Source organism: Candidatus Zixiibacteriota bacterium, from assembly GCA_040752815.1.
Lineage (GTDB): Bacteria > Zixibacteria > MSB-5A5 > GN15 > FEB-12 > JAGGTI01.
The window spans coordinates 120,113-132,338 of sequence record JBFMGC010000003.1 but is presented as its reverse complement, the minus strand read 5'-3'; the positions used below and the strand labels follow the sequence as shown (position 1 = coordinate 132,338).

Genomic DNA, 12,226 nt, shown 5'->3' with positions numbered 1-12,226 from the left:
GACCAAGGGATTCTGCCCTACTTTTGCTGACTCGATTGTCGCAATGAAGCTCCCACCCGTTGGGTGGGGTACCGGTCGAGTTTTTATAGAGCCGACGGTGGCAGAATCGCCGGCCGCGCGCAAACGCACGCGACCAAGGGATTCTGCCCTACTTTTGCTGACTCGATTGTCGCAATGAAGCTCCCACCCGTTGGGTGGAGTGCCGGTGCGCCACCAGGACCAATCAGACCCCACCTGCAAGCAGGTGGGCCACCGGGCCGTGTGGGCGTGCAGGCGAGGGTAGCCCTGTAAGGACAACAAACCCACAGCAAAGCCGAGGGCTACCGATTATCGTCTTATGTTTAAAAACGCCGCCAGGCCAGGATAGACCGCGCTCGCGCCGACTGTCTCGCAAATGCGGAGCAGCTGATTGTACTTGGCGATTCGGTCGGTACGACACAACGAGCCGGTCTTGATCTGCCCCGCGCCGGTGGCGACTACTACGTCGGATATCGTGGCATCCTCGGTTTCACCGGAGCGGTGCGACACTACCGCCGTGAAACCAGCCTTTTGAGCCATGGCAATCGTGTCCAGCGTCTCGGTCAGCGTGCCAATCTGATTGAGCTTGATCAGAATCGAGTTGGCGCACCCTTCTTTGATTCCCCGCGCCAGCCGCTTGGGATTCGTGACAAACAGATCATCGCCGACAATCTGCACCTTTTCGCCGAGTTCCGCGGTCAGCAACCTCCAGCCGTCCCAGTCATCCTCGGCGAGGCCGTCCTCGATGGAGATAATCGGATACTTCCTGCACAGGGCGGCGTAGAAATCAACCATCTGTTTGCTGGTGAGCTTCTTCCCTTCCGCGGCCAGATGGTATTTTTCTGACTTGGCGTCATAAAACTCGGTCGAGGCCGGATCGAGCGCGATCATGATATCTTTGCCCGCCTTGTAACCCGATTTGCCGATCGCCTCCATGATGACCTCGAGCGCCTCCTCGTTCGACTTCAAATCCGGCGCGAAACCGCCCTCGTCACCGACTGCCGTATTGTACTTGCGCGCTTGTAGTACTTTCTTAAGATGACCAAATACCTCCGCGCCCATACGCAGCGCGGTGGGGAAATCCTTTGCGCCAACCGGCATGATCATGAATTCCTGCAAATCGACATTGTTGTCCGCATGTTTGCCACCGTTGAGGATGTTCATCATCGGCACCGGCAGTATCTTGCAGTTGCAGCCGCCGATATACTCGTACAGGAACCGCCCCCGGCTTTCCGCCGCCGCCTTTGCTGTGGCCAGAGAGACGCCGAGAATCGCGTTGGCGCCGAGTTTCCCTTTATTCTCGGTGCCGTCCATTCTGATCATGTAGTTGTCGACCGCGGCCTGATCGAACGGGTCGACTTCATCGGCGATAAGCGCCGGGCCGATCTTATCGTTGACATTGGCGACCGCAGTCTCGACCGACTTCCCGAAATACTTCGACACGTCCCCATCGCGCAGCTCAATCGCCTCGTGGGCGCCGGTGGATGCGCCCGACGGCACCGCGGCGCGGCCGAGGGCACCGTCAGAAAGACAGGCGTCGACTTCAATAGTAGGATTGCCCCGGCTGTCGAGTATCTGGCGGGCGTGGATATACTGAAAATCGGACATTGAGAATCCTTTCTGTTCGTATGCTCTTGCCTGGGTGAACTTATCGGCAGGAAATCGGCGGGACAAGAAAATAGTTGTTGCGATGCGAGGCAGTAACCCGCCGCCCGGTTTCAAACTTGCGACCTCTGCGGCAGGCGCGCTACTTTGACTTCACCTATGTCTCTTCGTTTCAAACTCGGGGGTGTATTCCTTGCGGCGGTGGTGGTGCGCGTGGGTTTCCATCTGTACACGGGTTTTGTCGCCGATGACGCCTTTATCACCTTTCGCTACGCTGAAAACCTCGCTTCCGGGAACGGATTCGTTTACAATCTCGGCGAGCGGGTGTTGGGCACGTCGACCCCGCTGTTTGCCTGGATTCTCTCCGTGCTTCGACTACTGTATATCGGACCCCCGATCGGGTCGCTTCTGATATCAATACTCTGTGCCGGGCTGACCGCGGCCCTGCTGTATCGGTTTGCTGCTTTGCTTCGGTTCGGAAGTCTCGCCTTGATTCCGGCCCTCGTTTATGTGGTCTGGCCCCGATCGGTGCCGGCCGACTCCAGCGGCATGGAAACCGCGCTATACACGCTGCTGGTCACCGCAGCGTTTTACTATCAGCACAGGAAGCTGAGATACTACGCTATCGGTCTGGCCACACTCGCCTCGCTCACTCGCCCCGAGGGGGCGCTGGTGCTGCTTCTGCTGCTGATTTCGTCGTGCAAAGCTGACTGCGGCGCTTGGAAAAGGTACCTATCCACGCCGGCGTTGCTCCTGATTCCGTGGCTGGCATTCGCGCAATTCTACTTCGGTTCGATAGTGCCTCACGCGATTACGGCCAAGCTGGCGCTTTACAGCCGGTTTGGGGCGGAGGGCTGGATCGCTAATCTAACCTACATCCTGGGTCTGAACAGTCCGGTCGGCTGGATGCTGATAGCAGCCGCTTTACTCGGCGGAACGTGGCTTATCCGCAAACAGGATTTCGGTCAACTCGAGGCGACCTGGCTCTTGGTCACGATCTCTTTCTATACTTTCGGCGGCAGCCGGCTGTTCTTCTGGTATCTCGCGCCGCTCTACCCGGTATTCATCCTCCTCGGGGCAGCGTCGGTGCTGGTCCTGAGCGAGAAATGGAAAACATGGCATATCCACCAGACGAGATTACTGCCAATAGTGGTTGTTGGGGTGATCGCTGTCGGTGGGCTAGGACTCTACCGCCAGGCGGATTATTTTCGCAGTCAGCAAACCTACGCCGAGAGCGTGCTCAAGCCGGCTGCCGCTTATCTGGCCGAACAGGTTAATCTGGAGTCGGAAACAGTTGCCGCCGAGGATATCGGCCAGATCGGTTATTACTCCCGCTGTCGAATTCTTGACCGCGACGGGCTGGTCTCGCCCGCCGCGGTAGCGTATAATCACGGCGGTCGGTATCTGGACTTGGTTCTCGACCTGAGACCGGACTGGGTCGGCGCCGGGGTCGGCAGCCCGATCTCACTGTTTGTCGACACGTCGAGATTCCTGGAGTATTACGAGTTGGCACGATCGTTCCCGAATGACACAGCCGCACAGTACGTCATCTACCGGCGGAGCAAGTAAACCATGACGACACTGAGATACGCTGCCGGATCGCTGTCGATCGTTGTCGCGGTCGTAGCGCTGTTCGCTTTCGATGTCTTTCGCGAGCTGTTTCTCTTTCTCAGCCCGGATCACAGCGTGACCTCGTTCATGTGGCAACTGATGCAGATCTGCCTTATCTCGCTGGGTGAGGTGGGTGCGGTGGTTCTATTATCTCGCTGGCTCCTGCGGCTCGCCGGGCGCCTGGACCGGTATCTGGTCACATCTGATAAAACGAGATTGCTCTGGCAGTGGCTGCTGGTCGCATTCGCCCTTCGCACATTCGCCGTTGTGGTGCTCCCGTTCAATCTCTGGCAGGATTTCCAATGCTACGATGAGCTCGGCTGGCAGTGGGCTACCGACGGCGGCTATTACAATGGTGCGCATCTCACGGCGTATTGGCCGCCCGGTTACCCCTTCTGGCTTTCCCGGATATATCTGGTATTCGGCCACGTTCCGGTCATCGGTGCCATTGCCAATATCTTCCTGGGAACAGCGACAGTATTACTGTCATACCTGCTCGTCCGGTGCCTTTGGGGCGAGAGAATTGGCCGTTGGAGCCTTCTCATATTGGCACTATTCCCCAGCCAGGTGCTTTTCGCCAACGTGCTGGCGTCGGAGATGCTTTTCACGCCGCTTTTCCTTCTGGCGCTTCTACTGTTCGTGGCAGGGAGTCGAATCAGACACTGGTGGGCGGTCGTCTGTCTTGGCGGACTCTTCCTGGGATTGGCGACCCTGACTCGGACGATCTCGGCGCCGTTCCTGTGTATCGTAGCCCTCTATTGGTTCTTGGAGTCGCGCAGTTGGAGGTTTGCCGCTGCCCGCACAGTTCTCGGCCTGGCCGGTTTCGCCCTCGTGGTTACGCCATGGATCATCAGAAATCACCATGCCGTAGGGCGCGCCTGCCTGAGCACCAATACTGGTATCAATCTGTTCATCGGAAATCAGCCAAGCTCCGGCATGGGGTACAATCATCATGCCGCGCTTCAGTTCGACCTGTGGGATCCCAGCAAGGAAGCCTATGTCGACAGCGCCGCGTCGGCCCAGGCATGGGACTACATTCGCGAGAAACCGTTCGCTTTCCTGGGGCGCGGTGTCATCAAGGTGATGTTTTTCTATGCGGTCGATGTCGACCCGCTGGACTACCAGCTCTTCCGCGTAGCCGAATCGGGCAGCGGCGTTGGCTGGCTGGGGTTAGCTGTACTCACCGAATCTTGGTATCTTATCGTGCTACTGCTGGCGGCCTTGGCCCTGCCGGTGGTAATCCGTTCACGAATTCACCGCAATGCCTCCACAGCTTTGGTGCTGCTCACGGTCGGCTACTGGACCGCAGTCCATTTCGTTTTCTTCTCCATCGGGCGGTTTCATTTTCCGATCATCCCAATACTCGCCGCCCTGGCTGCGGTGGCATTGGCCTATTGTATCGACACGGACGAAACCGCATCGGCATCCCACACGACGGGAACAAACTAATGGAGCAGGCCGTTATCATTGCGTTCTATAAGCGACAGCGACTGTCCGCCAAACGTAAGGATTCTCGGGACAGTACCGATACCCTAAGTACGAGCAAGGACTGAAAGCAGGTACAAATGAGATATCTGGTCACCGGAGGAGCCGGGTTTATCGGCTCGAATATCGTGGAGAAACTGTTGCAACTAGGCCACGAGGTCCGTGTGCTCGACAACTTTTCGACCGGGCAATACGAGAACATTGCGTCGTTCGAGAAGGATATTGACCTGATCGACGGTGACATTCGTGATTTCGCCACGGTGACCAAGGCGGCGCGGGCGGTGGACTTTGTGCTTCACCAGGCGGCGCTGCCATCGGTACCGCGCTCGGTGGCCGATCCGCTGACCTCCAACGCCGTCAACGTCGACGGCACGCTCAACATTCTGGAGGCGTCCAAAAGAGCCGGGGTAAAGCGATTCGTGTTTGCGTCGTCGTCCTCCGTCTACGGTGAATCCGAGGAACTGCCCAAGCACGAGCAGATGGTCCCGTCGCCGCTTTCACCTTATGCGGTCAACAAGCTGACCAACGAATATTACTGCAAAGTCTATTGGCAACTGTACAAGCTGCCGACCGTCTCGCTTCGTTATTTCAATGTCTTCGGGCCGCGCCAGGATCCCAAGAGCGAATACGCAGCGGTGGTCCCTCGCTTCATCACGGCACTGCAGAACGGGCAGCCGCCGGTCGTGTATGGCGACGGCGGGCAGTCGCGCGATTTCACCTATGTCGAGAATGCGGTCAACGCCAATCTCCTGGCGGCCCAGACCGATGCCATGTCCGGCGGCGTATTCAATTGCGCCTGTGGCGCGCAGTATACGCTCAATCAGCTTCTCGAGCGATTGCGGGCAATTATGGGGATCGATATCCAGGCCATGTACGACAAACCCCGTCCGGGGGATATCCGCCATTCTTTTGCGGCTATCGACCGATTGAAGAAACACGGCTTTGAGGTGGCCGTCGATTTCGACCAGGGCCTCAGGCGCACGGTTGCGTTCTTTGCCGGCCAGCCTGCATCCAGGGCGCGCTGAGGGAACACCGCGCGCTTCGTCTACTGGACGGAAGGCTAGTTCTCCACCCAACGGGATTGTCTCGAAACTCCCAAGTGCAGATGTGCCAGTAAGGGGGACCGCAGGCCGGGTTCCGCGTATTGTCTAATTGAGCGCGAAACCCGACATCATTCTTCACGCGAAAGGAATCTCACTCTAACGGTAACAGGGGGGCTACCGGGGCCTGTTTTGCGCCAGAGTAAACCACGTCCCACCCTTAGCGGGTGGGGCACAGGGATCCTGTGTGGTGTGAAGAAAGTGGTGGACGAGGGCGTCCACCACGCACAAAATCTGATACCGGTTAGTGCTTGTCCTCCGGGCAGCCCTTCTCGAGAGCGTCGGCGATCTCCATCAAGCGGGAATTTGGGATCGCCGTCCAGCTCTCCACGTGGTGCGCACCGTTGGCCCGACTCAACAGCGATACCACCGCCGCGGTTTCCTCGTCCGGGGCCTCGTAGATGTCCATGAAATCCCACTGGCCCAGCAGCGCATAATGGGCGAGCCAGTGCACTTTCGGGCAGCGCGCCTTTATCGTCTGAAGCCATTCACTCTGCCGCTGCGCCCGACTTTTGAGCTTGGTCGCGACTTCCATGATGTCGGCGTCCTGATGCGCCATCCGGGTCATTAGAACGAACGTCTTCACGGCAAACCTCCTTTGGGTCGTCTCATTCAAGGTGCACCGACGTGGCGCTCGTGATACTGTGATGGCAGGCGGGATGTGAAATCGTCGTCATATTACCGGTCACGTCCGGTGAACACTTATAATATAGTACATTTGGGAGATTTTGACAGCGAAATTCTCGGCCCCGGCAGAGTCGGCCGCAGACCCCCACGCCGCCCCAGACGCTTGCGGGGTACTCGGGCAGGCGAGGCCCCGGCCGGGGCGGGCCGCGAGCGGCGCGACCCGGTATCACATTTGGCGGCCACTGCGCAACTTGCCTTGTCGACGCCTCGTATTCACATTCAGCAGCCAAACCCAAAGAAGGAACCAAGCCATGACCGCGGCCGATTTCGAACACTTCAAGACTATCCTGGTCGAACGGGAGAGCCTGCTCAATTTCTACCTCGATTCGCTCTCCGCCGAGGGAGCAATCGAGGCGGACAAAGTGCGTGGCCTTTTGGGAGAGATACGGGGAGCGCTCACCCGTATCGAACATCGTACTTTCGGGATCTGCCAGGTATGCAAGGAAGAGGTTGAATATCACCGTCTTGAGGTGCAGCCGATCCGCGAAATCTGCCTGGGGTGCATTACTCCCGAGGAACAAGCCCGCCTGGAAGAGGAACTCGCCATTGCTGCGCGGATCCATCGCGCACTCCTGCCGCAGCAGGTGGAGACCATACCCGGTTTCGACTTCGCAGTTAAGTCGTTAGCGGCGAGTTCCGTGGGTGGTGATTACTACGACTTTCTCCGCGATGAAACCGGGACTGTCACCAAGGTGGTAATCGCCGACAGCATGGGAAAGGGGATCCCGGCCGGACTTTTGATGTCCAATTTGCAGGGCGCGATCCGAGTGCTGGCACAGGAGCACCGCTCGCCCAGCCTGCTGGTCAGTAAACTCAATTGGTGGCTCTGCCGTAACGTGCCGATTAACAAGTTCATCTCGCTGGCATGTCTTGACCTGGATGCGAAATCGGGGGCAACCACTTTGAGATACGCTAACGCCGGCCATTGTCCGATCATTCGCGTTCGGGCTGACGGCTTCCGCGAGTATTTCGTTGCTACCGGCACGGTTCTCGGCGTACATGAGGAGTTTAGTTACGACGAACGGGTGGTGCAGATCAGTGCCGGCGACTTGCTTGTCATGTATACCGATGGTGTTACCGAGGCCGCGGATGCAAACGAGGACATGTTCGGTGACGAACGTCTGGCGCGCTTCTGCGTGGCTAATCGGGCCAAACCGGTGGGAGTGTTTCTCGACGAACTCGTGCGAGAGATTCGCCGGTTCACGGGTAACGATTCCTTCGATGACGACCTGACCGTGATAGCAATCAAGAAAAAGCCGTAAGCCGGTAGTAAGATCAGGCTCTAAAACGTCTGGTGGCCCACCCTTTGGGTGGGTTTCTCTCCTCATGCGCGCGTCCCGTCTCTATAAACCCACCCGTAAGGTGGGCCACCGGGGTCTCGCACGCAACTGGTGCCCCGGTGCTTACAGGCTGCCTGTGGCGACGTATGGCAGAATCGCCGGTCACTGGCCGGCGCGAGCGACCCATGAATTCTGCTCTACCCGAGCTGTCGACGCTACAACTCCTAGCGGCCCCAATTCACCGGATCTTTTTCCACACCAGATACACCGGCAGGCCGAGCAGCACAATCACTACTCCTGGCCAGGTGTAGGTCGGCTTGTAGATCAGCAACGCCAGACAGATAAGCGCCGCGGCGATCACGTATAAAGCGGGCAAGACCGGGTAGCCGAAGGCCCGATAGGGGCGCTCGGCGTTGGGCTGCTTGCGCCGCAGGATGAATATCCCGCTGATAGTCAGGACATAAAACACCAGCACGGCAAAAACGACATAGTCAAGCAGGTCGCTGTAGGTTCCGGTCAGACAGAGCAGGCTCGCCCAGATCGCCTGCACCCAAAGGGCGGCCGCCGGCACGCTGAATCTATTAAGCCTGCCGGCCTGAGCAAAAAAAAGGTTGTCTTTCGCCATAGCGTAGGTGACCCTCGCCCCCGCCAGAATCAAGCCGTTGTTGCAGCCGAAGGTCGAAATCATGATTAGGATCGCCATGATCAACGTGGCGATGTCACCAAACATCACCGCGGTCGCCGCCGTGCCCACGCGATCGTTGGCTGCAAACTGTATTCCCCGCCCGACCACATCAGTGGCATCCGGCGTGCCATGCAACGGAAGGATCATTAGATAAGCGACATTGGCTACCAGGTACAGCAGTATCACCGTACCGGTGCCGATTAAGAGACTGCGCGGCAGCGTTGTCGACGGCTTGACCACTTCACCGGCTGCAAAAGTTATGTTGTTCCAGGCGTCGGCAGCAAACAGCGATCCGACCATCGCCACTGCAATCGCCGCCAGCAACGTAATTCCGGAGAGCGGTCCTATCGCCACAATCTGGCCGTCGGCCACACGGGTCCACGACGCACTCCACATATCCGAAAAGTTGGCTCCGATAGCGGTTGCGTTGCGCCCGATCAGAATGCCGAGCAGAATAAGCCCGATAAGCGCGATAGTCTTGGCACTGGTGAAAATGTCCTGGATAATCTTTCCACCGCGAATGCCGCGCGTGTTGGCCCAGGTGAGCAGGACAATTGAGCCGATCGCCACCAGGCGGGCGGCGGTGATCTTGATCCCTGCAATTGACAACAGCACGTTGTCGTCGCCCGCCGAGGGGAACACCACCGCGGTAAACTTCGCAAACGCCACCGCGACAGCCGCAATAGTGCCGGTCTGAATCACCAGGAACAGCGTCCAGCCATATAGAAACCCGATCAGCGGGTTGTAGGCCTCGCGCAGGTAGACATACTGCCCGCCGGCCTGCGGCATCATACCGGCCAGCTCGCCGTAACTCAGCGCGCAGATCACGGTCATCACACCGGTTATGAGCCAGACCAGAAGCAGCAGCGCGGGCGAGCCGACCGTGCGGGCGATATCGGCGCTGACAATAAATATGCCCGAGCCGATCATCGAGCCGATGACGATCATGCTGGCGTCGAGAAGGCGCAGTTCTCGCTTGAATTCGCGGTGTACTTGGGATTCGCCTGGGACGGAGGTCATTTCGTTCGCCCTCACGGGATGCGTTAGTCTTAACTATGTCTCGCAAAAGTGTGGAGCGTTTGAGTCCAAATCAAGTTTGAACCAACAGGAGTCTGATGCCCAACATCCACATCTCGCTGGTACCCGTTGCCTTGCCCGCCTTATCGGAAATGAGGGGGGTTTAGGTCCGGTGAGGCGTGGCCTCCCATGGCTTTGTCGACACTACGTTTCGCTCTTATGTGCCCCGCCGGGCCGCCCGGTCTCGCTCTGCGAAAGCCAGGACGTGACCGTCGAGATCAAGGCTATATGCAACCGTATCGCCCCATGCTCGCAGGGACAGCCCGCTGAGCTCTCTGGCGCCGGCATCGAGTGCACGTCGATGATATGACTCGGCACTCGCGACGGTCAGGTAGAGTTCGCAGCGGGGAATGCCTTGCGCCGTACCCGGGACCGGCAGCGTAGCGCCGAGCAGACGCTTGATTCCACGGGCCGGCATCAGGCCCAGTGTGGCGCCGTCGCCGAGGTCGAACTCGGTCATCCCCGGCACATGCAGGTCAGGCGCCTTGCCCAGTACCCGTGAATAGAACGATGCACTCGCTTCCTGGTCAGCTACGTAGAGAATGAAGAGGGCTTTCATTCTGGCTTGTCAGGAGCTTGAGATACCTTGAAAGTGAGCACATCACCACAGTAAGCTGGCGCAGGAGTTTTTGACCTGCACTACTACGGTCGATAGTGCAGTATGTGATTGAAATCGCCGACGGCAAAGAGATCGGTCGCACTGAAGCCATATAGGCCGTTTAGATTCATACCGACTTTGGTATCGAGAGTCTTCCACGTTCCGGCCGACCGAACCATTACTGTGCCACTTTCGCCACTTACGAAAATGCGACCGCCGTCAGTGGTGAAAATCGACCAGACCGACGTGAGGTTCTCACCGGCGGCCAACGGTTCCGGCGCACCCCCCACCTCGGCATCCATCATACTCACAAAGGTACCGTTATCGCCGACCGCGTATACATCCTGGTATGAGATCCCGTGAACGCTCTTGAGGTCGACTGACGTGCGAGTATCGACCGTGTCCCACTGGCGCTGCTCATACACGAGAGCCGTGCCAGCATCGCCGATTATCCAGACGACCGTGTCGCCAAGGTATTCTGTCGCCCAGACGTCGTTTAGGTTATTAGTGGTAAGCCCGGTGATTGGCAGCCAGTCAGCGCCGTCATAGCGGAGAACGGTTCCGCCGTCGCCGACAGCAAAAGCAGCATTGGGAGAAATAGCCGCGACGCCGTTGAGGTCGACAGCCACACCTGAAGTCATCGATACCCAGTTGCTCAGGTCGGTTTGATCGCGGGCGAGGATCACGCCGCCATCGCCGACTATGAACCAGGCGCTATCCGATACTCCCGTGACGCCGTTGAAATCAGTTGTGACAGAACCGCCGTCGACAGTCATAGTCGTAAACAGGTCCCCGCCGGATGATCGCAGGATTCGTCCACCCGTGCCTACCGCAACCGCCTCTCGCGCGCTGGAACGGGTTCCGGCCCACACATCGGTGAAATCCGGCTCGTCGCGAATGTTCATGGGTGACCAATTTAGGCCGTCGAAGTGGAACGATGTTTGGCCGACCGCGTAGATGTCGTTTGCGGCATTGCCCCAAATGCTCAGAAAGCCGAAGCCGGTCAGGACCGTATCCTCGGTCCAGTCATTGCCGTCATAATGGAGAATCTTGCCGCCCCAGCCGACCGCGTACAGGTTGTTGTCGCTGTCTCCCCAGATGCTATACAGGGAGTTGGTGGTCGGGGTTGTCATCCTGGTTACATTTGAGCCGTCGTACCGGAGAACCGTCCCCCGCGAACCGACCAGGTATATCGAGGACTCAGAGAGCCCCCAGACATCCCAGAGGTCCTCGAACGTGTGCGCGCGCATGACGCTCCACGACCCACTGCGGTAGCGAAGCAGGCTGCCATCGGTGCCGCACGTGAAGACGTTGCTATCTGCACTCCCCCAGACCGAGTTAAGCCACACGGGGCTGTTACCGCCGGTGGTCATATTAGTCCAGAGAAAGCCGTCATAATGCATGATAGTACCGTCGAGCCCCACTGCGAAGATATCCGATGCGGAACTGCCCCACACGTCGTACAGGCCCCATTGGACCCCTGAAAACGGCTCCGCGGCAAAGTTGATCCCGTTGTAATTCTCCAGAACCGGGTCATCGTAGTAGACAGTGGTAGTATCTACCGCATGGCTGACATCAGCCACTCGGCCAACGAAGTAGACATTGTTTCCTGCTGTGCCCCAGGCTGAGTAAAACGTCCGCTTGGTGTCGATGGTCGAATTCAGGCTGTCCCAGGTCCCCCCCTGACGGCGGAAGACCAGGCCGTCGTCACCCATGACGAAGATATCGCCACCGGGGATGCCCCACACTTTTTCCCAGGTCGTGACAGTCGGTAGACTGGTGAGTTGGCGGAAAGTGGGAGTCGCCGGAGTTGGCTCGACTATAGTCTCGTCATCGCCGCAGGAGGCCAGAACCATGAGAAGGGCAACTGGCGCGAGAAGGGCAACGCGGGCCGGGATTTTTTTCGTGATGCGCAAGGCCTTGTGTACCAACATCATGAGTTACTTTCGACTTCAATTATACACGTCGCGCGCCGGAAACGGCCGAATCAAGCTTTGATAATAGGTCACCCCAGAGAGGGGAACAAGGGAAAAGTGGATTCAGATTGAGTAACGGCAAAGATTCGTCCCCCCCTTGCCCT

General features: G+C 58.2%; 9 protein-coding genes. 4 read left to right on the top strand and 5 right to left on the bottom strand.

Annotated features, from left to right (window positions below):
* Nucleotides 1-327: 327 nt before the first annotated feature.
* Nucleotides 328-1,626, bottom strand: a complete 1,299-nt coding sequence (gene eno / locus AB1772_01920) for a phosphopyruvate hydratase (protein ID MEW5795096.1) — start codon at nucleotides 1,624-1,626, stop codon at nucleotides 328-330.
* A gap of 156 nt (nucleotides 1,627-1,782) precedes the next feature.
* Here eno and AB1772_01915 point away from each other — a divergent pair, with 156 nt between their 5' ends.
* From AB1772_01915 to AB1772_01905, 3 genes are all read left to right on the top strand, one after another.
* Nucleotides 1,783-3,192: a hypothetical protein gene (locus AB1772_01915; GenBank protein ID MEW5795095.1), complete on the top strand. Its 1,410-nt coding sequence runs from the start codon at nucleotides 1,783-1,785 to the stop codon at nucleotides 3,190-3,192.
* A gap of 3 nt (nucleotides 3,193-3,195) precedes the next feature.
* On the top strand, nucleotides 3,196-4,683 hold the full coding sequence (locus tag AB1772_01910; GenBank protein ID MEW5795094.1) for a glycosyltransferase family 39 protein: 1,488 nt from the start codon (nucleotides 3,196-3,198) through the stop codon (nucleotides 4,681-4,683).
* A gap of 116 nt (nucleotides 4,684-4,799) precedes the next feature.
* Nucleotides 4,800-5,744 carry an SDR family oxidoreductase gene (locus AB1772_01905; protein ID MEW5795093.1) on the top strand — a complete coding sequence of 315 codons (945 nt, stop codon included), beginning with the start codon at nucleotides 4,800-4,802 and terminating at the stop codon, nucleotides 5,742-5,744.
* 319 nt (nucleotides 5,745-6,063) lie between these two features.
* Here the strand turns inward: AB1772_01905 and AB1772_01900 are convergent, their stop codons facing one another.
* Complete coding sequence (locus AB1772_01900) at nucleotides 6,064-6,405, bottom strand: GYD domain-containing protein (GenBank protein ID MEW5795092.1); 342 nt, start codon at nucleotides 6,403-6,405, stop codon at nucleotides 6,064-6,066.
* 352 nt (nucleotides 6,406-6,757) lie between these two features.
* On the opposite strand from AB1772_01900, the gene AB1772_01895 reads away from it, so the two are divergent.
* Nucleotides 6,758-7,768 carry a SpoIIE family protein phosphatase gene (locus AB1772_01895; protein MEW5795091.1) on the top strand — a complete coding sequence of 337 codons (1,011 nt, stop codon included), beginning with the start codon at nucleotides 6,758-6,760 and terminating at the stop codon, nucleotides 7,766-7,768.
* Nucleotides 7,769-8,024: 256 nt separating this feature from the next.
* On the opposite strand, the gene AB1772_01890 is transcribed toward AB1772_01895, so the two are convergent.
* The 3 genes from AB1772_01890 to AB1772_01880 form a co-directional block, all read right to left on the bottom strand.
* Complete coding sequence (locus tag AB1772_01890) at nucleotides 8,025-9,491, bottom strand: amino acid permease (protein MEW5795090.1); 1,467 nt, start codon at nucleotides 9,489-9,491, stop codon at nucleotides 8,025-8,027.
* A 214-nt stretch (nucleotides 9,492-9,705) separates the two neighbouring features.
* Nucleotides 9,706-10,107, bottom strand: a complete 402-nt coding sequence (locus tag AB1772_01885; protein MEW5795089.1) for a VOC family protein — start codon at nucleotides 10,105-10,107, stop codon at nucleotides 9,706-9,708.
* A gap of 83 nt (nucleotides 10,108-10,190) precedes the next feature.
* Entirely contained in the window at nucleotides 10,191-12,083 is a 1,893-nt protein-coding gene (locus AB1772_01880; GenBank protein MEW5795088.1) for a hypothetical protein, read from the bottom strand.
* Between the last annotated feature and the right edge of the window lie 143 nt (nucleotides 12,084-12,226).

Excerpts from the sequence above, each read along its gene's own strand:
- AB1772_01915 (MEW5795095.1), top strand. The coding sequence starts at position 1,783 with ATGTCTCTTCGTTTCAAACTCGGGGGTGTATTCCTTGCGGCGGTGGTG.
- AB1772_01890 (MEW5795090.1), bottom strand. The coding sequence starts at position 9,491 with ATGACCTCCGTCCCAGGCGAATCCCAAGTACACCGCGAATTCAAGCGA.
- AB1772_01910 (MEW5795094.1), top strand. The coding sequence starts at position 3,196 with ATGACGACACTGAGATACGCTGCCGGATCGCTGTCGATCGTTGTCGCG.
- AB1772_01885 (MEW5795089.1), bottom strand. The coding sequence starts at position 10,107 with ATGAAAGCCCTCTTCATTCTCTACGTAGCTGACCAGGAAGCGAGTGCA.
- AB1772_01880 (MEW5795088.1), bottom strand. The coding sequence starts at position 12,083 with ATGATGTTGGTACACAAGGCCTTGCGCATCACGAAAAAAATCCCGGCC.
- AB1772_01905 (MEW5795093.1), top strand. The coding sequence starts at position 4,800 with ATGAGATATCTGGTCACCGGAGGAGCCGGGTTTATCGGCTCGAATATC.
- AB1772_01895 (MEW5795091.1), top strand. The coding sequence starts at position 6,758 with ATGACCGCGGCCGATTTCGAACACTTCAAGACTATCCTGGTCGAACGG.
- eno (MEW5795096.1), bottom strand. The coding sequence starts at position 1,626 with ATGTCCGATTTTCAGTATATCCACGCCCGCCAGATACTCGACAGCCGG.